The sequence below is a fragment of the Bradyrhizobium sp. CCBAU 51745 genome (assembly GCF_028128715.1).
Lineage (GTDB): Bacteria > Pseudomonadota > Alphaproteobacteria > Rhizobiales > Xanthobacteraceae > Bradyrhizobium > Bradyrhizobium manausense.
The window spans coordinates 183,191-205,936 of sequence record NZ_LBJP01000089.1; the positions used below are offsets into that span (position 1 = coordinate 183,191).

Annotated in this window: 26 protein-coding genes; 4 read left to right on the top strand and 22 right to left on the bottom strand. The window is 61.6% G+C overall.

What is annotated here, in order from left to right; genetic code table 11:
- Positions 1-2: 2 nt before the first annotated feature.
- The 15 genes from XH98_RS31095 to XH98_RS31165 form a co-directional block, all read right to left on the bottom strand.
- The gene (locus XH98_RS31095; RefSeq protein ID WP_271620901.1) at positions 3-245 is read right to left on the bottom strand and encodes a DUF2274 domain-containing protein; all 243 of its coding nucleotides are present in this window, start codon (positions 243-245) and stop codon (positions 3-5) included.
- A 4-nt stretch (positions 246-249) separates the two neighbouring features.
- Complete coding sequence (locus XH98_RS31100; RefSeq protein WP_271600006.1) at positions 250-1,461, bottom strand: TrbI/VirB10 family protein; 1,212 nt, start codon at positions 1,459-1,461, stop codon at positions 250-252.
- On the bottom strand, positions 1,458-2,492 hold the full coding sequence (gene trbG / locus XH98_RS31105; RefSeq protein ID WP_271620902.1) for a P-type conjugative transfer protein TrbG: 1,035 nt from the start codon (positions 2,490-2,492) through the stop codon (positions 1,458-1,460). The genes XH98_RS31100 and trbG overlap by 4 nt, the downstream gene beginning before the upstream one ends.
- On the bottom strand, positions 2,489-3,172 hold the full coding sequence (gene trbF / locus XH98_RS31110) for a conjugal transfer protein TrbF (RefSeq protein WP_271620903.1): 684 nt from the start codon (positions 3,170-3,172) through the stop codon (positions 2,489-2,491). Before trbF ends, trbG begins: the two co-directional genes overlap by 4 nt.
- A 93-nt stretch (positions 3,173-3,265) precedes the next feature.
- Entirely contained in the window at positions 3,266-4,492 is a 1,227-nt protein-coding gene (gene trbL / locus XH98_RS31115) for a P-type conjugative transfer protein TrbL (RefSeq protein ID WP_271620904.1), read from the bottom strand.
- Complete coding sequence (gene trbK-alt, locus XH98_RS31120; protein WP_271620905.1) at positions 4,489-4,857, bottom strand: putative entry exclusion protein TrbK-alt; 369 nt, start codon at positions 4,855-4,857, stop codon at positions 4,489-4,491. Before trbK-alt ends, trbL begins: the two co-directional genes overlap by 4 nt.
- Positions 4,857-5,585 (bottom strand): P-type conjugative transfer protein TrbJ, encoded by a 729-nt coding sequence (gene trbJ / locus XH98_RS31125; protein WP_271620906.1) that lies wholly within the window; start codon positions 5,583-5,585, stop codon positions 4,857-4,859. The genes trbK-alt and trbJ overlap by 1 nt, the downstream gene beginning before the upstream one ends.
- Positions 5,582-8,023: a conjugal transfer protein TrbE gene (trbE, locus tag XH98_RS31130; protein ID WP_271620907.1), complete on the bottom strand. Its 2,442-nt coding sequence runs from the start codon at positions 8,021-8,023 to the stop codon at positions 5,582-5,584. The genes trbJ and trbE overlap by 4 nt, the downstream gene beginning before the upstream one ends.
- Positions 8,024-8,033: 10 nt before the next feature.
- Positions 8,034-8,297, bottom strand: a complete 264-nt coding sequence (locus tag XH98_RS31135) for a VirB3 family type IV secretion system protein (protein WP_271620908.1) — start codon at positions 8,295-8,297, stop codon at positions 8,034-8,036.
- Entirely contained in the window at positions 8,297-8,620 is a 324-nt protein-coding gene (locus tag XH98_RS31140) for a TrbC/VirB2 family protein (protein ID WP_271599999.1), read from the bottom strand. The genes XH98_RS31135 and XH98_RS31140 overlap by 1 nt, the downstream gene beginning before the upstream one ends.
- A gap of 1 nt (position 8,621) precedes the next feature.
- A complete protein-coding gene (gene trbB / locus XH98_RS31145) occupies positions 8,622-9,536 on the bottom strand; it encodes a P-type conjugative transfer ATPase TrbB (protein WP_271620944.1) in 915 nt (304 codons plus the stop codon).
- 222 nt (positions 9,537-9,758) lie between these two features.
- The gene (locus XH98_RS31150; RefSeq protein WP_271620909.1) at positions 9,759-11,093 is read right to left on the bottom strand and encodes an MFS transporter; all 1,335 of its coding nucleotides are present in this window, start codon (positions 11,091-11,093) and stop codon (positions 9,759-9,761) included.
- 133 nt (positions 11,094-11,226) lie between these two features.
- Positions 11,227-11,652, bottom strand: a complete 426-nt coding sequence (locus tag XH98_RS31155) for a CopG family transcriptional regulator (protein WP_271620910.1) — start codon at positions 11,650-11,652, stop codon at positions 11,227-11,229.
- A gap of 5 nt (positions 11,653-11,657) precedes the next feature.
- Complete coding sequence (locus XH98_RS31160) at positions 11,658-13,646, bottom strand: conjugal transfer protein TraG (RefSeq protein ID WP_271620911.1); 1,989 nt, start codon at positions 13,644-13,646, stop codon at positions 11,658-11,660.
- Positions 13,647-13,683: 37 nt separating this feature from the next.
- On the bottom strand, positions 13,684-15,447 hold the full coding sequence (locus XH98_RS31165) for a relaxase/mobilization nuclease domain-containing protein (RefSeq protein ID WP_271620912.1): 1,764 nt from the start codon (positions 15,445-15,447) through the stop codon (positions 13,684-13,686).
- A 250-nt stretch (positions 15,448-15,697) separates the two neighbouring features.
- On the opposite strand from XH98_RS31165, the gene XH98_RS31170 reads away from it, so the two are divergent.
- The 3 genes from XH98_RS31170 (at position 15,698) to tnpB (ending at position 16,777) form a co-directional block, all read left to right on the top strand.
- Positions 15,698-15,835: a hypothetical protein gene (locus tag XH98_RS31170; protein WP_271599994.1), complete on the top strand. Its 138-nt coding sequence runs from the start codon at positions 15,698-15,700 to the stop codon at positions 15,833-15,835.
- 184 nt (positions 15,836-16,019) lie between these two features.
- Positions 16,020-16,604, top strand: coding sequence for a transposase (locus XH98_RS31175; protein ID WP_271599993.1), 585 nt, complete (start codon positions 16,020-16,022; stop codon positions 16,602-16,604).
- Positions 16,601-16,777 (top strand): IS66 family insertion sequence element accessory protein TnpB, encoded by a 177-nt coding sequence (gene tnpB / locus XH98_RS41290; RefSeq protein WP_442868656.1) that lies wholly within the window; start codon positions 16,601-16,603, stop codon positions 16,775-16,777. The genes XH98_RS31175 and tnpB overlap by 4 nt, the downstream gene beginning before the upstream one ends.
- Positions 16,778-16,943: 166 nt before the next feature.
- Here the strand turns inward: tnpB and XH98_RS31185 are convergent, their stop codons facing one another.
- The 3 genes from XH98_RS31185 to XH98_RS31195 form a co-directional block, all read right to left on the bottom strand.
- Entirely contained in the window at positions 16,944-17,624 is a 681-nt protein-coding gene (locus tag XH98_RS31185) for a lytic transglycosylase domain-containing protein (RefSeq protein ID WP_271599992.1), read from the bottom strand.
- A 152-nt stretch (positions 17,625-17,776) separates the two neighbouring features.
- Positions 17,777-18,289 carry a S26 family signal peptidase gene (locus XH98_RS31190; protein WP_271599991.1) on the bottom strand — a complete coding sequence of 171 codons (513 nt, stop codon included), beginning with the start codon at positions 18,287-18,289 and terminating at the stop codon, positions 17,777-17,779.
- Positions 18,286-18,750, bottom strand: coding sequence for a DUF2840 domain-containing protein (locus XH98_RS31195; protein ID WP_271620913.1), 465 nt, complete (start codon positions 18,748-18,750; stop codon positions 18,286-18,288). Before XH98_RS31195 ends, XH98_RS31190 begins: the two co-directional genes overlap by 4 nt.
- A gap of 275 nt (positions 18,751-19,025) precedes the next feature.
- Between XH98_RS31195 and XH98_RS31200 the strand changes: the two genes are divergently transcribed.
- Positions 19,026-20,075 carry an IS110 family transposase gene (locus tag XH98_RS31200; RefSeq protein WP_271599989.1) on the top strand — a complete coding sequence of 350 codons (1,050 nt, stop codon included), beginning with the start codon at positions 19,026-19,028 and terminating at the stop codon, positions 20,073-20,075.
- 587 nt (positions 20,076-20,662) lie between these two features.
- On the opposite strand, the gene XH98_RS31205 is transcribed toward XH98_RS31200, so the two are convergent.
- The 4 genes from XH98_RS31205 to XH98_RS31220 all read right to left on the bottom strand — a co-directional run bounded on the left by XH98_RS31205 (position 20,663) and on the right by XH98_RS31220 (position 22,732).
- Positions 20,663-21,544 carry a replication initiator protein A gene (locus tag XH98_RS31205; protein ID WP_271620914.1) on the bottom strand — a complete coding sequence of 294 codons (882 nt, stop codon included), beginning with the start codon at positions 21,542-21,544 and terminating at the stop codon, positions 20,663-20,665.
- 22 nt (positions 21,545-21,566) lie between these two features.
- Positions 21,567-21,848, bottom strand: coding sequence for a helix-turn-helix transcriptional regulator (locus tag XH98_RS31210; protein ID WP_271599987.1), 282 nt, complete (start codon positions 21,846-21,848; stop codon positions 21,567-21,569).
- Positions 21,849-21,981: 133 nt separating this feature from the next.
- Positions 21,982-22,185 carry a DUF2285 domain-containing protein gene (locus tag XH98_RS31215; RefSeq protein ID WP_333932789.1) on the bottom strand — a complete coding sequence of 68 codons (204 nt, stop codon included), beginning with the start codon at positions 22,183-22,185 and terminating at the stop codon, positions 21,982-21,984.
- Positions 22,186-22,354: 169 nt separating this feature from the next.
- Positions 22,355-22,732, bottom strand: coding sequence for a transcriptional regulator domain-containing protein (locus XH98_RS31220; protein ID WP_271620915.1), 378 nt, complete (start codon positions 22,730-22,732; stop codon positions 22,355-22,357).
- Positions 22,733-22,746: the final 14 nt, after the last annotated feature.

Here is a 22,746-nt window from a genome sequence, read left to right on the forward strand (position 1 = left end):
CGTCACTGTCCTTCGTCAGCGGCAGGAACGTGGCCTTCACGTTTCAGTTTAGAAAATCCTCGATCCGTCGCCATAAAGCGCGCCAACATGAGCGCGATGAGTTTAATCGGATCGACCACTTGACCAGCCTGACGCGTAAGCGCTTCTGCATATGCAATGAGATCACGATGCACGGCCGCAGGCAGTTCCGTGCTCACTTTAACGGGCTTGTCATCTGGAAGCTCTCCTATTTTGAGTTTCGGCATGTTATCACCTTCTATACGGCGTAAGTATGAGGTCATGATTGACGAGAACGCGAACCGGATACCCCGGTCGCACGATCAGAGTGGGCTGAATGTTGAGACTCTGCCGAACGACCTGCTGTCCAGTTTGGTTTAATGAGTTGGAGGCGCCGTGTCGCAATGCCTGGATGATGGCGCTGTCGTTGCTGTTGGAGTCCGTACCGGCCCCCAGTTCTGTCCCGACCGCCAGAAACGTCGATAGTGCCGCAGCCTTAAAGAGTTCGCCCCAGTGATTGTCAACCCTGTCTTCGAGGCCTCCGTATCCTGCGGTGTCAGCGCCAGGCTGCCGCTCCAGAACGATTGAACGTCCATTCGGCATGATCAGCCGGGTCCAGACAAGCAGCACACGGGATTGGCCGAAAGTGACCAGGCTATCGTAAATCCCGATCAGGCGCGCTCCCTGAGGCACAAGAAGAATGCGGCCGGTCGGCGTATCAAAAACATTCTCGGTTACTTGCGCTGTAACTTGGCCTGGCAGATCCGATCTGATTCCAGTGATGAGCGCCCCTGGAATCATCGTCCCAGCCTGCACGATGTATGGTGAAGCGGGTCTGGTGACACGGTCAGGGCTTACCGTGCGACGGTCGACCGAGGCGTTCACGAAGGCAAGCTTGCGGTCCTGGCCGTTCTGCGCAGATCCATCGTCGCCAGTGCCAGTTGCGTTCGGTGGCACGACGCGGTCACTTCCAACCGCCGCAGCGACGGGCGGACGCACGTCTCTTCCATTGGTCGAAGCGAACAAACGGCTGATACGCGCAGCTTCGGTCTCTTGTTCTCGACGCTGCTGGTCCGGATCAGAGCCGATCGTCGGCGGCTGGCCCTGGGCCGCGAGGATCGGCCGACCGAGGTCGCCGGGAAGGGGCGGACCCAGTTGCGGGATTGGCTGGCGCGGAATGCCAGTGTAGTCCTTCGGCAGCGCCGTAATACCGTCGGCGACATTGTGATGGTCGGTATTGTAAAGCTCATCGGCCGCCTGGTCTCGAGGGCCATTCTTCTGCAGCGACCACAGCACGGCTCCACCGATGACAAGCAGAGCGACCGCGCTCCCTCCCGCCAGTACTTTCCGCGACAGCCGTTTCACGCGCGGGTGCTCCGCTCTCAAGCGGAAGCTCCAGGACTGATCCTCTTGTGTCTCAGGCGGAGCCGCTTGCTCCTGATCGTTTCCATTCCGGGTGTTCATGACGACGGCCTCCCGTCAGTCCTGACAATCCTGACCTTCTGCTGATGCTCGCCGCCAAGCCGCAGTTCGGCGGCAGAAAACAGCCGATCGACGATCAATACGTTGCCGTAAGCGCGATAGTTGACGAGTTCGGTCTTGCCGTCTGGACCAATGACGAAGAGCGGAGGCATCTCGCCTTGCACGATTCCCGCCGGGAATTCGATGTAGACCTTGCGGCCATCGTCATATGCGGCGAGCGGCCGCCAGGGAGGACTGTCCCCTTCAATGGCATAGCGGGAGATACGCTGCGCCGGTTCCGGAATAACGGGCTTCAGAGCGACCGAACGCGATCGTTCCCGGACAGTTTCTGGATAGTACCAGGCAACAGACGGCATGTATGGCCGTTCGCGGGAGCGGAGCTCAATCAGGTAGGTGCGCCGGTCCGTATTGACCACCAAGTTGGTCTCAATCGAAGCTCGGGTCGGCTTGACAAGGATATGGACACGCCGTGTGTCGCCGCTCCCGCTTTCGGTATCACCCACGACCCAGCGTACGGTATCTCCGGCAGCGATTGGCCCTGATCCCGGCAGCTGCTCTCCTTCCTCGAGCGCGATATCCGTGATCTGCCCCGGTGCAGCGTAAATCTGATAGAGCGCTCCGGGACTGTAGGCGTAGATTTGGGCTGCGTTGAAATACCCCCCCTTGCGCGGTTCGACCCGGGCTGCGCTGTTTGCGGTCTCAATCCGGCTCACCGGCTCAGCGTCTTCTTTTCCGCCCGACTTGCCGCCAAGAGAGGGCTTCCAGAGGGGCGGAATGTGAAGCGGTCGCGATCTGTCGTCGAGAGCAACGGGCGTCGTCGGCAGCGGAGGAACTTCAGCGTCATAGCTGATCTCCGGCGGAATGTAGGTCGCGCACCCACCGAGCATAGACGCGCCAAGCAGAAGAGCGGATAGAAGTGCACGCTTCGCGCTCACCAACTGGTGCCAAGCCGAGTTGAGCCTGCTTTGCTGGAGGGAACGCTTCGAATGAACGTCAGACGGTGTCTTGGTCATTGACTCAACTCCTTTGACCAGTTGATGGCCCGGACGTAGACGCCAAGGGGATTCTTGCGCAGACGTTCGGCATCGCGCGGCGTTTCGATCACGATCGTAAGGATTGCTGTCCAGCGTTCGGTCGAGCTCAGCGAGCCGTTGTTGTAAATGCGCTGGGTCCACGCGACTCGAAAGCTCTCCGAAGAGGCGCGAATGACACTCGAGACCTCCACGGAGATTTGAGCCTTGCCCAGCTTGGCAAAGGGATCATTGTTGCGCGCGTAGTCGTTGAGCGCAGCGGCGCCCCGATCGGTTGTAAAATCATAGGCCCGGAGCCAGTTTTGGCGCAGAACGATTCCGTCGGCGGGTAGACCTCTGACATCCTCGATGAAGCGCGCCAGATGGTATGCGATCTGAGCGTCTGTAGGCTGATAGTCAATGTTGGCGGGCGCAACCCTTTGGGCCTGGCCGAGATGATCGACTTCGACAACCCAGGGTGTGATCGAGCCTTGGCTCGACTGCCAGACAAGGCCGCCAGCGAGACCGGCCGACAGCACGAGGCAGCCGAACGCCGCTAGGCGCCAGTTCTTGGCTTGCACCCGTGCTGATCCAATGCGGTCGTCCCAAACCTGTGCGGCCTTTTGATAAGGCGTAATCGGCTCGGGCATGCGCCCATAGTGAACTGATGGTCGTTTGAACATCGATGGTTGCCCCTGATATCGAGTGATCGGTTTCAAGTTGTGCGATGGGTGGATTTGAGGCGCTGCTGTGCGGCGGAGGTGCAGTGGTGCGTCTCACCGTTCTCCTTCGGACAAATCGACGGAGGAGCCGGCGCCACCATGATCGCCCGAGCGGACGGCGTGGCCAGCGGCCGAGGCACCATGCCGAATGGTCTCGGCTCGCTTCATGCGGCGAGCCCAATCAGGCTGCCCCTCGGCCGCGGCGCTCGCGCCCTGATCGCCCGCCGAGCTACGTCCGAAGGCAGCCGCTGCTCGACGCAATGGACTCGTCGCAGCCGAAGCGCCCGCCTCCGCGACGCCAGCAAGGCCGCCGCTTCGATAGGCGGCTGATGCTCCGCTTATGACAGCGCCGCCACCGCGCGCGGCGCCTGCAATCGCACCGCCAGCGAGACCGGCACCGCCAGCGGCAAGTCCCGCGCCAGCGGCAACAATGCCGCCAGCAGCAAGGCCTGTTCCAATCGCGGCGCCGGCGCCCAGTTGAGGTCCGCCCGACACCAGCCCGTTTGCGATACCCGGACCAAAGATACCGAGGCCCAGCAAGGACAGCGCCGCGAGCACCAGAGTCATTGCGTCTTCAATGGTCGGCTGTGCGCCGCCGAAACCAGAGGTGAACTGCGAGAACAGGGTTGAACCGATGCCAACGATCACGGCCAGTACCAGGACCTTGATCCCTGAAGAGATGACGTTGCCCAAAACCCGCTCCGCCGCGAAGGCGGTCTTGCCAAACAAGCCAAAAGGAATGAGCACGAAGCCGGCCAGCGTCGTGAGCTTGAACTCGATCAGGGTGACGAAGAGCTGGATCGCCAGAATGAAGAAAGCGAGTAGCGCCACGACCCACGCGAACAGGAGAACGACGATTTGGACGAAATTCTCGAAGAAACTGATGTACCCCATCAGGTTTGAGATCGAATCAAGCAACGGTCGGCCGGCGTCAAGGCCGACCTGAGCGATCTTTCCCGGCCGCAGGAAATCCGATGCAGACAGGCTTGCGCCGGATGCTTTCAGTCCAAGACCCGCAAAGCTTTCGAAGACGATGCGCGCCAGGCTGTTCCAATTGCTGATCAGGTAGGCAAAGACGCCGACAAAGAGCGTCTTCTTGACGAGGCGTGCGATGATGTCCTCGTCCGGCCCCCAGCTCCAGAACAACGCGGCAAGCATGATGTCGATCGCGGCAAGCGTAGTTGCGAGATATCCGACTTCGCCACCCAGCAGCCCGAAGCCGTTATCGATGTAGCGCGTGAATGTCCCAAGGAACTGGTCAATGATCCCCGTACCAGTCATGGCTTGCTCGCTCCAGGGGTTGCCAAGTTCGGATATCCCTGCGGGATCCGGCTTTGATCCTTTGGATCGAGCGCCACGCCGGCGGCGGAATCGTCGCGGCCTGGAACTGCGACACTGTCCTTCTTGCCAAAGAAGCGACGGCGGTTTTCGGCCCAAACTTGCTTGCAACGCTCATATCCCGCTGCGTCCTCCGCAGTGACACTGCGGCAGCGCGCGAGGTCTGAGCTGCTTGCGTCTGTCGTCTGCTCCGCTTTCGGAGGCGGAGGACCGTCTCCGCCGCGCAGCTGAATCGTGCAGGCGGTGACGACCAACACGCCAATTGTCGTCAGCAGCGACAACGCCCTGAATGCCCGGATGTCTGTCATCAGTGGAACATCAGCACGTTGGATGATTGATAGCCCTGCCCTGGCGTAAGAAACCGTCGGAGCTGTTCGCGGCCCTGGGCCTGGGCCGCCGCGCGTTGCGCGGCTTCAAGGCTTTGCGCCCTGCCCTGCGCCGTCACGACAGCCGTGAGGTCGGCGAGCTGCTGCGCGTTCAATGCCAGAATCTGATTGCCGGCCTGTGTCGCCTGCAAGGCACCGATAGCGCCTTGGCTTGAGCTAACGAGCGCGGAGGTCTGGACGCGGTTGGTGTCGAGGTTGCCAACGATGCCGGCCTGGACACGAAGTGCGTCTTGCGTTGCGGCATACGAATTCTGCCAACGCGATTGAGCATTGGCGATTAGCAACTGATCCGACTGGCTGCTGGTAGCTGGCGCGTAGCTCGTCGAGAAGGCATGATCGATCTGCTGGACGTCGTAGGCAATACGCTGGGCTTGGGCCAGCAATTGCTGAGTCCGCTGGATCGAGGATTGCAGTTGCTGTAGCGACGAGTACGGCAGGTTTGCCAGGTTCTTCGCCTGGTTGATCAACATCTGCGCCTCGTTCTGCAACGAGGTGATCTGATTGTTGATCTGCTGGAGCTCCCGCGCAGCTGTCAGGACGTTCTGAACGTAGTTGTTGGGATCGAAGACAATCAGCGCCCGTGCGGGCACCGCAACGCCCAGGATCAGCGCGACCGAGCCAGCAGCCGCCAATAGACCAAGACGCCTCATAGCGATTTCTCCAGATTGACGAGATTGGGGATCAGGTCGAGGGCCCAGGCGGCGTCACGGTGCTGGAGCCAAGCCGCCACAAAGCCGTCAGGTCCATGTTCGGCAAAGAGTTGCGCGATGACAGCCTGCTCGGTCTTGGAAGAAGCTGCCGTAAAGGCGAGCGCGACTTCACCAAGCCCAAGTTCGAACATGCGGTTGCCCCGGCGCGACTGACAGTAGTAGTCGCGCTTTGGCGTCGCCCGGCTTAGAAGTTCGATTTGGCGATCGTTGAGTCCGAAACGGCGGTAGATGGCGGTGATCTGCGGTTCGATCGCCCGTTCGTTCGGCAGTAACAAACGAGTTGGGCAGCTTTCGATGATAGCCGGCGCGATCGGGGAGCCGTCGATATCCGACAACGACTGGGTAGCGAAAATGACGGACGCATTCTTCTTCCGAAGCGTCTTCAGCCATTCGCGGAGCTGGCCAGCAAAGTCCTCGTCGTCGAGGGCAAGCCAGCCTTCATCGACAATGAGGAGTGTCGGCCGACCATCGAGACGGTCTCCGATTCGATGGAAGAGATACGCCAGCACGGCCGGGGCAGCGCTCGTTCCGATCAAGCCTTCGGTCTCAAATGCCTGGACCGACGCCTCACCGAGGCGCTCGAATTCTGCATCGAGCAAGCGTCCGGAGGGACCACCCAGGCAATAGGGTTGGAGGGCCCTTTTCAGGGAATTGGATTGTAGCAAGACGGAGAGGCCCGTGAGGGTGCGCTCCTCCCTCGGCGCTGAAGCGAGAGAGGTGAGCGCCGACCACAGATGATCCTTGACCTCCGGCGTGATCTCGACCTTTTCCCGCGCCAGGATCGCACCAATCCATTCCGTGGCCCATCCGCGCTCGGCGGAATCGTCGATCCAAGCCAAAGGTTGCAGCGCGACAGGGTTCTCGTCCCCGTCAGACAGCGCACCGCCGAGATCATGCCAGTCGCCGCCCATGGCGAGCGCGGCCGCGCGGATCGAACCACCGAAATCGAACGCAAAGACCTGTGCGTTCGGGTAACGACGGAACTGTAGCGCCATCAGAGCCAGCAAGACCGACTTGCCGGCACCTGTCGGCCCTACCACGAGCGTGTGGCCGACGTCACCGATGTGGAGCGAAAACCGGAACGGAGTAGATCCCTCGGTCTTGCCGAACAGAAGCGGTGGACCCTTGAAATGCAGATCCCTCGCTTCGCCCGCCCACACGGCCGACATCGGAATCATATGGGCGAGGTTGAGTGTCGACACCGGTGGCTGCCTCACATTCGCGTAGACATGACCTGGCAGGCTACCGAGCCAGGCTTCGACGGCATTCACCGTCTCGACCATGCAGGTGAAATCGCGGCCTTGAATGACCTTCTCGACCAGGCGCAGCTTTTCATCGGCGGCATTGGGATCAAGGTCCCAGACAGTGATGGTCGCCGTGACAAAGGCTTGTCCGATCTGATCGGACCCCAGTTCCTGCAACGCCGCGTCGGCATCAAGCGCCTTGTTGTGGGCGTCGGTATCGAGCAGCGTCGACGTCTCGTTTGTCATGACTTCCTTGAGGATCGCGCCGATGGATTTCCGCTTGGCGAACCACTGGCGGCGGATCCTGGTCAACAGCTTGGTGGCGTCGGTCTTGTCGAGCATGATCGCGCGGGTCGACCACCGATATGAAAACGGCAGGCGATTGAGGTCATCCAGAATTCCCGGGGTCGTCGCCCCAGGAAAGCCCACGATCGTCAGCACCCGCAAATTGGCCGAGCCCAACATCGGCTCGAGCCCCCCGGTCAGCGGCTGGTCGGCCAACAGCGCATCGATGTACATGGGAATCTCAGGCACCCGAACGCGATGACGTTTGGTCGAGATCGTCGAATGCAGGTAGGTCAGCGTGTCCTGATCATCGAGCCAGACGCATTCGGGCATGAAGCCTTCAACGAGCTGCATCACGCGGTTTGTTTGGTCGATAAATCCGCGGAGGATCTCGCGAGCATCCGCTCCAGCTGTGCGGTCGCGCCCCTCGTAAAGCAGCCGCTCTGCCCTGGCGGCCCCTTCCGCTGGCGGCAGATAGAGGAATGTCAGGAAGTAGCTGGACTCATAGTGGGCACCGGCCTCTTCGAACTGAGCCCTGCGTTCCGCATCGACCAGCGCAGACGCGACATCCGGAAAGTGGTTCGGCGGGTAAGTGCCGGCAAAATGACGCTGCGCTTCGACGAACACGGCCCAACCGGATCCGAGGCGGCGGAGGGCATTGTTCAGACGCCCGGCGACGGCGACGAGTTCAGCCGGCACTGCGCTGTCGAGATCAGGCCCCCGGAACTTCGCCGTCCGCTGGAACGAACCATCCTTGTTCAGGATGATCCCCTCGTCGACGAGGGCTGCCCAGGGCAGGAAGTCGGCGAGACGCGCGCTAGAATGGCGATATTCGGCAAGGTTCATCATGACTGAGAGCTCAGGTGGTGAGATGAGCGGGGATGCGCACATGTCGGCGCACTACATCGACAAAAGCGGGGTCGCGCTTAGCGGCCCAGACGGCGGCTACGTGGCCGATGAACCAGAGGACCAGACCCGCGAGCCAGAGCCGCAGCCCCAGACCCAGGGTTGCCGCAAGCGTGCCGTTGACAATCGCAACCGACCGCGGCGCGCCACCCATCAGGATGGGCTCGGTGAGTGCGCGATGAACAGGCACAACAAAGCCTGTGACAGGTTCATCCATCAGATCACCACGCCACCGCCGAAGGAGAAGAACGACAGGAAGAAGCTTGAGGCCGCAAACGCGATCGAAAGACCGAACACGATCTGGATCAGTCTGCGGAAGCCGCCGGAGGAATCCCCGAACGCGAGCGTTAGGCCGGTCACGACGATGATGATGACCGCGATGATCTTTGCGACCGGCCCCTCGACCGACTGCAAGATCTGATTGAGCGGCTGCTCCCACGGCATGTTCGAACCAGCCGCCCATGCGGGCTGAACTGCCAAAAGCATGGTGCCGTAGGCGGCCAACGATGTACCTCGAAGAAAGCGAAATTGCTGACGCATGTCAGTCTCCTGCTGTTGAAAGGCTGTAGTCTCCAGTGGCGCCCAGCCCTGAGACGGTGGCGAGTTCAGCGAGGCGGCGGTCAGCGCCGCGTCCCGCCAGCACGGCGACGAGGTCGATGGTCTCGGCGATCAGGGCGCGCGGAACCGTGATGACGGCTTCCTGGATGAGTTGCTCGAGCCGCCGCAGCGCGCCGAGCGCTGTCCCAGCATGGATGGTACCGATGCCGCCGGGATGGCCGGTGCCCCAGGCCTTGAGGAGGTCGAGTGCTTCGGCACCTCGGACTTCGCCTATCGGGATGCGATCAGGACGCAGTCGGAGGGACGAGCGGACAAGATCCGACAGCGTCGCCACACCGTCCTTGGTCCTAAGCGCAACGAGATTGGGCGCCCTACACTGCAGCTCGCGGGTGTCTTCGATCAGCACGATCCGATCGGAGGTCTTCGCCACCTCAGCCAGAAGTGCATTCGTCAGGGTTGTCTTGCCGGTCGATGTCCCTCCGGCAACGAGGATGTTCTTCCGTGCGACGACCGCTTTCTTCAAGATCCTGGCCTGCTCTGAGGTCATGATCTTCTTGGCGGCGTAGTCGTCGAGCGTAAACACGGCGACGGCAGGCTTGCGAATAGCAAAGGCCGGTGCTGCAACGACCGGAGGCAAGAGTCCTTCGAAGCGCTCACCGGTCCCGGGCAGTTCGGCCGAAACCCGTGGCGCACCGGCGTGCACCTCGGCGCCCACATGATGTGCAACCAGGCGAACGATGCGTTCGCCATCCACGGCCGACAGAGTTTCGCCTGTGTCGATCAGGCCGCTCGACAACCGGTCGATCCACAGACGCCCATCCGGATTGAGCATCACCTCGATGATCGCCTCGTCTTCGAGGTAGCCGGCAATTGCGGAGCCGAGCGCGCTACGCAGCATTCGCGCACCGCGCGAACTCGCCTCCGATTGAATGGAATGGATTGCCACTGTTCGCCTCCACCGAGTGAGAGCGTCCACAGACGGCCCTCAGATGGGGATGATTAAGAAAGGCACCAACGGACTTGGTGCAACAATGGCTTTCAGTGATCGTAGATTTGCGTAGAAAAAGAAAGACTAAGAACTGATCTCTGAAGCCTACCCAGTCGCAATGCGAATTACTGCTCACCACTCCGCACCATCATCCGCGGGTATGAGGACCATCGAATTCTCATACGAGCTCACTGACTCGACAACATTGAAAACATTAGCAGGCACGAAAAGCGCTATGGGCCTCATCCGTAGAGCTAGGTATCGGCCCCAAGGCAACGCGAACCAGACCAACGCCGCGATCTGCAGCGCTATGTTGACGCCGAACGCGACCTGATAGGCTTGGAGGGTCCTATGGCCATCATATGCAGACCATTGCTCCAGGATGAGGCCTGTCGCGTATTGTGCCAGAAATGCCCAACCAAAATGCAAGACGTTCAAAGCGCCGTTGGCACGACCAGCAAGCTCCGACGGAAAGTAATCCGCTATCACCGCGAAGCTGACCACCGTTGCCGTTCCGACAATTGCGACAACAGACCAGGGCAAGATGGATGGCAGAGGCGCTCGCAGGATCAAGGCAAACTCAGCTGCGATAAATAACACTGCAACCAGCGCCAATACTGTCTCCGCCCTGATTCCCCTTCGTTGGATGCAATGGACCGTCATACCGAACAACCAGGCACCACAGCTCAAGACGATCGACATCATGAAAAGCTGTCTGACGAGACTTGCGCGATCAAGCCCCTCCACGTCGGTCAGCCACGGCGATGCCCACAATCCCTGCAGGGACCAGGCCGATCCAATGCAAGTCGCCGACAACGGGGCCATTCGCCAAAAGCGCCGATCGCCGAAAACTGAGCTAAGGGTCGCGGGGGTTGACGCCATCGATGAGACGGTGCCTCGTTCGGGCACCACAACATAGATGAGAGCGGCCGTCGCGCCGGTAGCGGCCGCCAGGATCTCAAAGAGCTGCCGCCAGCCCATCCAAGTCAGCAGATATTCGACGGGAGCCGTGGCGGTGACTGCTCCAAGCGAGCCCAACATGATCATGTAGCCATTGAGCAAGGCAACTCGCCCCCTCGGGAACCATAGGATGATGGACTTCAGTCCTGCCGTCAGCGCCGCCGCCACGCCAAGCCCGATCATTGCACGAGCGATCAAAAGGGACAGGAAGCCTGTCGATACTGCGAACAGTCCGGCGCCCACTGCTGCGAGCAAGAGCAAAACACTCTCGACGCGACGCGGACCAAAGCGGTCCAACAATATGCCGACGGGGATCTGAGCCGCCGCGAAAACAAGGAAATAGACTGACGTAAGCAACCCGAGATCGGCAGACCCAAGCCCGGTATCCGAGCTGAGATGACTGGCGATCAAAGCATTGATCGTTCGAAACAGATACGAAAGATAGTAACCAGCAGCGAACGGTAGAAATACGCGCGCGGTAAGACGCCATGCTCCTGGAACTTGCATGCTGGCCCTTCTTGCTCCTCAGCTCATTCGAGCCGATAGCGCGTCCAGCTCTTTGAGGGCCTAGCTAAATTGCTGCGATCGTGGGCTGGCGTAGAAAAAGAAGGACCGGCGAAAGTCTGCCTACATGGTTCAATCAAGTTTCTTCGGCCGGTTCCTGACGGCCGATATCTTCTGGAATTTCGCGGAGAAAGCTTTGCCCTTTTTGCAAGCGACGCCCAAGCGCCTCGACAAATCCTTCGAAGCGCTCCCGACCCTTTGCCTGCGCTGCCGCCTGCGCGTCACTGGGCAGTGGCGGCGTGATCGTGAGCCAGAACCGTATGAAGAGCGCCAAGCTTTCGGCCGTCAAACCTACGTCGCGCTCCAACCTCTGCATCTGACGCGACAGCCGATCGAGGCGCCGGGTGAACGCTGCCTCCCGCCTATCCGCTCCGTCGGGTGAAAGAAAAGAGGCGACCGCAGCTTCCACGATGGCGGACCGGGAAAGCCTCTTGCGATCGGCGAGCTCCGAGATCTGCTTTAGCAGCTCTGGCGGGAAGTAGACGTTCATCCTGTCGCGCATATTGCTCAGAGCTCCATCCCGTCATTGGGATCCATGGCGACTTGGCGCGCGACACCGCGCATCTGCTGGCGTATGAGCCGGGACTGGCGGACCGCGTCCTCGTCATCGTCAAGCACGGCGGCAAATTCCTCGGCTGGCGTTGGCTCGCTCGTTTCCTTGGCGATCGCGACGTGATCGGGGAGTTCGGGCTCACGACGAAGTCCGCTGTTCGCCGTGTCTCCCTCGGCCTCCGCGGCTTTTTCAGTTGGACTCCCCGCCGGCTTTGACGCTCCGAACGTTGACCATCCGTCCGTTCGCGATGACCGGCCAGCCGTCGCTGGATCAGGCGGCGACAGTACCCGCTCTGTGAATCGCCGATCCTCGTAGTAGCGGACCTTCTTCGCCCGGATCGGCGCCGTCCCCGCCACCATGACGATTTCATCCATCGGCGGAAGCTGCATGACCTCACCGGGGGTCAAGAGCGGCCTTGCCGTCTCCTGCCGCGAGACCATCAGGTGCCCCAGCCAAGGGTTCAACCGGTGCCCGGCATAGTTCTTCATCGCCCGCATCTCGGTCGCCGTGCCCAACGCGTCGGACACCCGCTTGGCGGTCCGCTCGTCGTTGGTCGCAAAGCTAACGCGGACGTGACAATTGTCGAGAATTGCGTTGTTCGGCCCATAGGCCTTCTCGATCTGATTGAGCGACTGCGCGATCAGAAAACTCTTGATGCCGTACCCGGCCATGAAGGCGAGCGCGGACTCGAAGAAATCAAGCCGCCCAAGTGCGGGAAACTCGTCGAGCATCATCAGGACTCGATGCCGGCGGTCGCGGGCGTGCAAGTCCTCGGTCAGACGCCGGCCAATCTGGTTCAGCACCAGGCGGATCAGCGGCTTGGTTCGAGAGATATCCGATGGTGGCACCACGAGATAAAGCGTCGTCGGGCGGCTATCTGCGGTCAGGTCGGCAATTCGCCAGTCGCAGCTGCGGGTCACCTGGGCGACAACAGGATCGCGGTAAAGACCGAGGAACGACATCGCCGTGGACAGAACGCCTGAACGTTCATTCTCGGATTTGTTGAGGAGTTCGCGCGCCGTCGAGGCGACCACGGGATGGGCGCCCTGCTCGCCAAGATGCGGCGTTGTCATCATCGCCCTCAGCGTCGCCTCGATCGGCAATTTCGGATCGGACAAGAAGGCGGCGACCCCGGCCAAAGTCTTGTTTGCCTCGGCATAGAGGACGTGGAGGATGGCGCCGACCAGGAGCGAATGACTGGTCTTCTCCCAATGGTTCCGCTTGTCGAGGGAGCCTTCGGGGTCGACCAGGACGTCGGCCACGTTCTGGACGTCGCGAACCTCCCATTCCCCGCGCCGGACCTCGAGCAGCGGATTGTAAGCCGAGGATTTCGGGTTGGTCGGGTCGAACAACAGGACGCGGCCATGCCGCGAGCGGAAACCCGCGGTCAGCTGCCAGTTCTCACCTTTGATGTCGTGCACGATGGCCGAGCCCGGCCATGCCAACAACGAGGGAACGACGAGTCCGACACCCTTGCCGGACCGGGTGGGAGCAAAACACAACACGTGCTCCGGCCCATCATGGCGGAGGTAGTCGCGATCAAGCTTGCCCAGCACGACGCCATCCGGACCGAGAAGTCCGGCCGCTCGAACCTCCTCCAGACCAGCCCAGCGCGCCGAACCATAGGTCTCGACATTTTTGGCTTCACGCGCCCGCCACACCGACATCCCGATCGCCGCCGCGATCGAGGCGAACGTCCCGGTTGCCGCGATGAAGGCCCCCTCGACAAAGATCTGAGGCGCATAGGCATCAAAGACGAACCACCACCAGAAGAAGATGGGCGGGTAGTAGACCTTGAAGCCCGACAGTTCGAACCAGGGCCGCCCGAGCTCCGGTTGATAAACGAGCCGCCAGGCCGTCCACTCGGTTGCTCCCCAGATCGCCAGTAAAACGATCAGGCCGACGACGATCACCTGTCCCCAGAGGATTTTGGTTCCGGACATGCTGAACGCCCTTTCGCAATTTGAATTGGAGAGATTGCTAGAGGCCGAGCTCGCGCTTGCGACCAAAGCCCCATTCGATGCCACCGCCGTCCTTCACTAGGCCGGTGACGTGTTGGCCAAACTTTTTCTCGAGCTCACGCGACCAGGGCACGAGCTGGAAGCCGAGCCCGTTGTCGATCATGGCGAAGCGTCCCGAGGTGAGCGTCAGCCGCTGGCGATACGTGCCGGCCACATGCTCCCCGGAGACGACGTTCATGGGAAGCAAGCCGGTGTCAGCCGAGACTTTCGCGGCCACCTCGGCGAGTTCACGTCGGCGCAACGTGTTCAGCAGATCACGCTGCAAGATGATGCGTTGCCCCTGCCGCCGCGCCAGGCCTTCCTGGATCAGATGCTCGGTACGGGCTTCCATGGCGTCGCGAGTCTCGCGGCCGAAGCCGCCCATGGCGAGCGGCATGGGGTCGCGTTCGACGAGCCGGTGGTCGAGCCAGGTCGCGCCCTTCGCGGTGACCTGCTCGGCAAGATCGAGATCGGAGCGGATCGCCAGCACCACGGTCGGCCGCGGATCGGCGGCCTGACCGAAGCGTCGGATTTCGACGATGCCGCCGATCGGCGGTGCGCGCTCGAAGGCCTCGACGCCTCGAAAGCGCACATGGTGCGCCCGTCCGTCCGTCCCGTCGATCAGGGCATAGGCCTCGCCGGTCAGTTCGTCATGCAGTCCACGGTCGACCAGTCGTCCGACAATCTGGGATGTCGGCTGTCCGCCCTCGATGACGAAATCGGCAACGCCGCGCGCTTCCCCACGCTCGGTAAAGGCCCGGTGCATGGTCTTGAGGATATCGCCGCGCATGCCGAGGTCGCGCAACCTACGCTCAGCCTCAAGCCCGATCATCCACTCCCCCGACCCAGCGGATGCCGCAAGGCCCATTTTCTCCAAGTGCTGAAGGCGGCCGATCATCAGGCGCCTGATCTCGGGATCGGATTTGCCGGGATTCTCCGGCCGAAGATCGATGTAGCCGGCCTCATCAGCCGCCAGCCGGATCTCCCGATCGAGTCGGGTCCATCGTTCCGCCGTGACTTCCCTCTCCAGCGAATTGCGGATTTCGTGCTCCGGTTTAGGGCCCAGTTCGATAGCGACCAGTTCCTCGGCGCGTGAGCGCAGGCCTTGGCTGATGTAGTCGCGGGAGATCACGAGATCCGACCCTTCCTCATCTACTCCCCGAACGAGAAGATGGACGTGAGGGTTGTCGGTGTTCCAATGATCGACCGCCACCCAATCAAGCCGCGTGCCGAGATCGGTCTCCATCTGCCTGGCGAGATCGCGGGTGAAGGCCTTCAGATCGGTCATGTCGCCGGCATCCTCCGGTGAGACGATGAACCTGAAATGATGCCGGTCGTCCTTGCACCGCTCCGCGAAGGCCGCGCTATCGGCGCGGTCGCTGCCGGCATCGAACATCTCGGCCCGCTCCCCGCTTCGGGTCACGCCGTCGCGCTTCAGATACGAGAAGTGGGCGCTCAGGGGCGCTGAACGGAAGGCTCGTCCTTTGTGCCGGACAACACGCGCCTTCACCACGACGCGACGCGTCGGGCTGAACAATCGGGCACGGCTAAAAGACAGCCGGCCGCGACCAAACGTCGAACGTCCATAGGCTACCGAACGCCTGCCGGCTACGGTCTGACCCGAGGTGTGTCCTGCTTTCTTCGCGGCGCGAAGAACCTGGTTGATGAAGCTCTTTGGCTTTGGCGCAGAGGTGGTGCGGATGCGCCCGGGTCGAATACGCAGATCGCTGTCGCGAACGGTCATGGCCGGGCCTCGAAGAGCGCAAACGCGCCTACAATGCCGAAAAGGTCCTTGATTGCATTGTCAAAACCGCAAGGCGCGGCACGCGCCCCGACCGACCGGCACGCCAGAACCCAAGCCATGCCAATGGCTTGCGGTTCGACCGGCGAGCCCCTTTTATCTCGCCGTTCTGCCATCGTAAAAGTCCTGCACATCTCTTCCATAGTGTGTTCTCGTTCCATTTCGGGTTCTCTGCTGCTGTGGAGGATTTCCGATGGCGCCTCGTCGTTCGTGGTCAAAGGCCAACAACCCCTATTGGTCGTCGTACGTTGAGAGCTGGTATCGCGGCAACCAGGATGCTGAGGAATATTGCGGCCGGCGCAAGCTCTCGATGGCAACGTTCGAGCGGTAGGTGCACCATCTGGTGAGTCCGGAAGACCTAAGCAAACGCGCGGAAAAAGCAGCGGAATTTGTGTCGAAAGACGGCAGAACGTCAGCTCAGTAAGGGGGAGCCGAAGCGCCGTAAGAAGCCCTCTCGCTATCGCTACAGCGTGAGCACGGACTGCGGTCCGATCGCCCTTCGAGCGTTCTGGAGCATGCATGCTGAGGCGATGAACTGGAGCGGCATGGGGCATGCGGAGTATGCCGCAGCGCTCGGCCTTTCGCTCTATTCGCTGCGGATCTGGTGCAACCGGCTCGAAGAAACCGGCGACGAGATGGACTGGCGATTGTTGCTTCATCCGAGTGCCCGGGCTCAATTAAGCAGCGCTGCTAATTGCGCGCGACGCAAATATCGCTTGACTCCGGAAGCGGTGGACGCGCGGTTGAACCGGCGTCGGTTCAACGACGAGCAGAAGCAGGCGACCGTGCAGGAGACTGAGTGGCCCGGCGTCAGTGTGGCGCAGGTTTGCCGCCGCCATGGCGTGGCCACCAGCATGGTGTTCCGCTGGCGGGGCGAGTTCAGCCTGACCGCTCGCAAGGCAGCGCAACTGGCGACGGTGACGCTCGCCGACGCTGCGGAAAATGAGGTGCCGGCGCTCGCGGCCTTGCATGATCTTGTAAAACCGCCGGACGACATGATGGCGATCGAACTGGAAGATGGACAGCGTGTGTTCGCGCTGGCGGGCAGCAGTCCGACCGCGGTGAATCGGCAGATCGCCGGTAGGGAGACAGCATCGTGATCGTCATCCCGGCGGGCGTGAAAGTGCATCTGGCGCTCGGCTACAGCGACATGCGCAAGGGTCTCGACGGACTCGCGACACTGATCCAGGAACATCTGAAGAAGGATCCGTTCTCGGGCCATCTCTTTGTCTTCCATGGCAAGAATGCGTCGTTCCTGAAGATACTGTTTTAGGACGGCACGGCGCTGTGCCTGTTCACCAAGCGCATCGACCGGCGAAACTTTTTCTGGTCGCGCGTGGCGGATCCTGGTGGCTCGGTGACGCAGACACCAGCGCAACTCGCGATGTGGCTCGAACAGATCGCCCATACGCCATCAGATGGCGAACCCGCACACTTGGTCATTGCGATACTCCCAAGTTCGATCGAGGGACGAACATGCCAATTGGCTGGGGAACCATGTGCGAAATATCGGGCGCCGAGATTGCGGCCGTGACGCCGCCCGACGGCATGAGCGCCAGCAAACGACCGCGCGTCTTCATGAGATCGGATCGCGTGACGAACAACGTCGCAGTTGCTGCTGACCGTCCGCTGGACGTCCATCTCGGCGGCAGTTCGATGGCAAGCAGATTTGCAAGCTTTGCGACGTATGCTCGCGTCTCGTCTGGCAGGGAACCGCCTGCGAGATGCTCTTCATAGCGAGATGGTCCCGCGTTGTACGCGGCAAACACGCCAGGCGAGCCATACCGATCGAGCAGTTCGCGCAAGTACGCCGTGCCGGCCAGAATGTTGTCGTGCGGGTCGTAGGGGTCGTTGTCGAGATTGTAGCGCTCGCGAAGTTCCGCCCAAGTCGCCGGCATGATTTGCATCAGGCCCATTGCGCCTTTTGGCGATCTGGCGTGCACGTCACCAGCACTCTCGATGCTTTGGACTGATCGGATCCAGTTCGGCGCAATCGCAAACCGTTGTGAGGCTTCAGTGATGAAGCCCTCAAACGATTTAACGGTCTGACCGATCGCCGGACGTCCAGCTGATGCGCTCTGGGCCGAAGCAGCAGTGTCGGACGTGATCAGAAGAAACATCAGGGGCGCCACAGCACAAACGCGCGTGCCTAATCGACCCCAGCACGCTGTCGGGCTCGCGCCAGCCTTGCAAAAATTGCTCGCGACGGAGGAATGATCCCGCAACCGATCGAACAAGGGAATGCCGAGGAGAACACGTCGAATACGCACGATCACTCCTCCCAAGTCCATACCGGCATCGCACGCCCGATCACGCTAGACGCCGGAAGAAATCCAAAATACCGGCCATCAAGAGAGTCGTCCGACTGCCAGTTCATCAGAAACAACTCGCCGTCACCGACGACGCGGCAGCCTTGCCATTTCGGCAGCGGCCTGCCGCGTCTGTCGCGATCCTTCGCCTCGCCCACCGCGACGTCGTCGACCGAAATCGTGAGGCCGGTTCTGCAGACCGTCTGCCCGGGCAGCGCCAGGACCCGCTTGAGCATGGGGACGCCGCCCGGCAGATAACCGTTCAAGTCGAGAAAGGTCGCGAGCGGCTCTGGAGGCTGAATGGCGACCAGCTCGGTCACGTGGAACCGCTTCGTCGCCCGTAAGCTGTAGAGACCGATTGGCACGCTCGCCGATGCATTCCAAATGTAAAGCGGAAGCGGCTCAAGGACGATCGTCGCGATGAGCGCAGCAGCAGTCCCAGACGTCGCGGCCACTATCTTCAAGCGGCCTGTCATCGCATCACCCTTTGGCGATAGAGCCAAGCCTGATGGCGTGCCTTCGTGTAGGAACGTGGGTTTTCGTTGACGGACAGGCGGTTATGAACGTGATGCCAATGATCGGGCGCAACATCCGCCGGATCGATGCCGAGTACCTCAACGGCATCGGTCATTTGCAGCACTCGCTCGACCTTCGGCCAGCCTGACAGCCGCAACAGAATCTCACCGCCGGGTGTCACATAAGGAACGGTCGAGCAGCGCTGTCCCGGTGCGACCGCGCGCAAGATGTCGATCCGCGAGATGATCGTGCCAAAGTCGTCGGACGTCCAACGGACGAAGGCAAAGATGCTGCCTGGTGCGAATGACAAGACGCGCCGATGGCTATCTAGCTTCCGTTCCTTGACAACGTGACCGAACCGAATGCGGTTTTCGATGCGCTTCTCGAGCCACAGGACCTCCACTTCGGTCAGGTCGCTCATGCCGCCGCTCCCCGAAGCCCGAACTGGGATCCGTGAACTTGGCATTCGGCGAGGAGCGTGTGCGGCTTGCAAAGCCAAACAGGACTGGCGACCTGCGGCCGGTCGCCTCCAACGCAGCTTTCGGCTTGGTGCGTTAGAAGAAATCCGAAGGATTTCTGGTTAGCCGGGGTACTGACCGGTGTCCCCTCGCCGGCGGCGTTGCGGCGATGATGCTTCGCAACGATTCGCGAACGGAGAGCGCGGTGCGGCCCGGGGGTCGGCGGTGGAGGCGAACGATGGACTTCTATGCAGGGCTCGACATGTCGCTGGAGGCAACGAATATTTGCGTGGTGGACGGCGACGGCAAGGTCGCGCGGGAAGCGAAACTCAACACCGATCCGGACGCAATCGAGCTGTTCCTGGCCGAGTGGGGCATCCACCTGAAGCGCGTCGGGCTGGAAGCGTTCTCCTACTCTGCCTGGCTGTTCACGGCGCTCGCCGAAAAGGGCCTCCCTGTGACCTGCATCGAGACCCGGCATGCCAAGGCGGCACTGAACGCGATGCTGAACAAGACCGATCGCAACGACGCCAAGGGCATCGCGCAAATGATGCGAACCGGCTGGTTCCGTGCGGTCCATGTCAAATCGGAGGGCGCGCAGACGCTGCGGGCGCTGCTGGTCGGACGCAAGGCGCTGCTCGGTAAGGTGCTGGATATGGAGAACATGATCCGCGGCCTGTTGCGCCCGTTTGGCCTCAAGGTCGGTGAGATCTCGATGGGCCGCTTCGACGCGCGGGTGCGCGAGATCATGGCCGGGACGAAGGATTTGGAGGCCATCGTCACGCCGCTCCTGGACGCCCGCGGCGCAATGCGGCTGCAGCTGGCAAAGCTGCAGCGCCTGGCGCTGGCGGCGGCGCGCAGCGACAACGCTGTGCGGCGGATGATGACCGTGCCCGGTGTTGGCGCGCTCGTGGCGCTGACATTCCGCGCAACGGTCGACGACCCGGCGCGCTTCAAGAAGTCGACCAATGTCGGCGCCCATTTTGGCCTGACGCCACGGCGCTACCAGTCGGGACAAACCGCTCGCATCGGCAGCATCTCCAAATGCGGCGACGAGCTGACGCGGGCGATGCTGTACGAGGCGGCGATCGCGATCCTGACGCGGATCCATAAGAACTTTAAGCTGCGGCTGTGGGGCCTGCGGCTGGCCAAGAAGAAGGGTCTGAAGGGCGCGGCGACCGCGGTGGCGCGCGCGCTCGCCGTGCTGCTGCACAAGATCTGGACCGACGGCACCGCGTTCCGGTTTGGCGCCGGCGGCAAGCGCGGCCGGGTCGCTGCGGCGATGTAAGGGCCTCCGCGACCCGGCCGCTTCCACGTGCGCCTTTTCCTTCCGCCACGGCGGAGCGGCGTCTCCCGGGGAGACAGGGATTTGGGTGAGATCGCAACTTTTCTTGCCGGCGGCTTCATGCAGACGTTTGAAGCCAACAAGCACGGCGCTGGTTAGCCTGACCGCCCATTCCTCAAATTCCGGCTTGTGGTGGCCGTCGTGCCAACCACGGATGTTAGCGAGTTCTCCTCGACGAGCGAGCGGCCGCAAGGGAAAGCGACGAACGTGATGCGGTGATGCCGGTGCTGGTGATCGCGAAGACTTGCGCGCGATCACGTTTGCGCGCGTGCCTTGGCGACAAGAATCGCATTGCAGCGAAGCTTTGCGCGTGCGAGAGTGGATGCATGAGGCGTTCTCGTTGCACGCGCAGCCGACTTGTTCACAACGTGCTGATTCACAACAAGAAGTTAGTGTCAGTATGTTAGTGAAGTTAAAGCAGCCGGAAAGCGCGGAGAAACAAGCTCTTAAGCTCGACTCCGGTCCCTGATAGCACGAGGATCGGGTCCCTGATAGCACGAGGGTTGCGGTCCCCGATAGCACGAGCTGATTCACAGGTTGTCCTCCGAATTCGGAACGAGACCCCGTCGGCGCAGGCGTGCCGTTGAGGGATCGACAGGCGTAGGCGCGAAGTTCAGCCGCTCGGCGCCGTGAGGATCGCGCGTGAGCACGAGCTGATAGCCGGGCAATGCCTGGCGCTGGACGATCTGACGGACGTCGTACGCAAAATGCTTGAGCGGCGAGAGGATGCCGGACTTGGCATGAAGGTGTACAAGATCAAAACTCCAGCCACAGTCCTGCCGACCGCCATGCTTGCGCACAAGACGATAAAGCCAGCGCTCGAGCCCGCCCATCAGGTCGAAATAGGCGCGATCGATCGTCAGCACGAGCGCGTCATCGATGACGCCGGCGTAGAACCAATCCGGCAAGATCAGCTCGAGCCCAAATGGGCGACCATTTGCATCGGCCGTCTCCTTCCATTCGTTGATCCAGGAGAAGCGATGCCGCCGCCGTTCTGCTGGCTGGCGGATCGACGTCAGCACCGTCGTCGACTGCAGTCTGTCGAGACCCGCCTTCAACCTGTCATAGTCGCGCGCGCTGGTGCCGCGGCCGACGAACGTTAGAATCTCGTAAGGCGTTGCAGCCATCAGACGCGACGTCTTCAAGCCGGCGTCACGGGCTTCGACGATCTGGGACGCAGCCCAAATCAAAACGTCTGCATCCCAAATGGTCGCCATGCCGCGTTCCGGAACAGCTTCGACCCGAATTGAGATCGCGCCGGCGCGGAAATCGATCGGCACGATCCGCTTCGTTTTTGCGAGCGAGAAGAACGGATAGGCCATTAGATCCTGCGCATCGCGCGGCGCGAGATCGCCGGGCAGCGCCCGGAAGAGCTCAAGCTGGTCGCGCTCGGAATGGTGTTTGCGCCGCATAGTCACTGATCTCACGCTGACATCAGCGACGTTCCTGACCTGCGTAGGGACGCAGGGCCGGATGCTTCTTGGCGGGCAGCACGGTCCCTTTGCCGGGATCTGACGTCGACGTCTTGGCGCCACGGTCAGCCCAAGCTTTCAGGTCATCGGCGGCGTAGACAACACGGCCGCCAATCTTCCGATACGTCGGTCCAGTACCGTAGGTCCGGTGCTTCTCGAGCGTGCGACCGGACAGGCCAAGATAGCGCGCGGCCTCAGGTGTACGCAGGAATCGCGGGGGAAGATCGGCCATCGAATCGGGCATTTGAGAACTCCAAGTGGACAGCACACCACGCTTGGCTAGGCCGGCGTGGGTGCGGTCATCATGGAGGAGAAAGTCTTCGGAGAGGGATGCTGAATATGGAGGGAGCGGTTTTCGGCACCCCTTGGGGACTGCGCTATTCGTCCCTGCGCCCGGGCCGCAGAATTTTGCGGTAACCACCGCGCATCAACGCGATGCCGGCTTGCACCAGGCGGATCGTCCGATTGCGCACATCGTGGGTCTTCCAAGCGCGATCGGGGACGCGACTATTGCCGGACAGTACTTCGGCGATAACGCGATAGCTTGCGTCCGCGCCGTGCGCCTCGAGCGCAGATCGCAGCCCTCAAGCGGTCGTTTCGATAGTTGATGAAAGGCTGGCGCGCGTCCATTAATCGAGCGCCACAGCCGCCGGGCTGCATAGGCGCGCGGTTCTATATCGCCGTCAAATGGCAGCTCGGCCGCATATGACCCGCCGAGCATCGGCGTCTCTTTGGACCAGACACGGTGATCTACCGCGGCGATGCGAAGCAGGGCATGCCAGCCGTTGACAGCGCGGCGCCTTTGGCCAGCTGTAAGGTCGAGCAGTGGCTGAGCCGGCGACCTGCTGTCCTTCCCGTTGCGACTTTGACCGGAACGACCGCCGCTAAACCTCCGGCGCCCAAAGATCGTCTGCTCGTCGAAGGACCTCCGCGGGTCATGGGCGGAAGCAGAGGCCACCTCCGCCTGGATTCTGGTGTCGCCTTCCCATCGGGACTGTTGGCGATCATCGCCTCAAGGTCGCGTCGATAGTCCGCTTTGCGACGAAGACATTCCCAGGCGATGTCGTGCCCTTCCGCGTCTTGTAGGCTCTTGTAGGAATCCGGCGACCGCCAGTCGAATTCAGGCATTGCTTCCGCCCCAT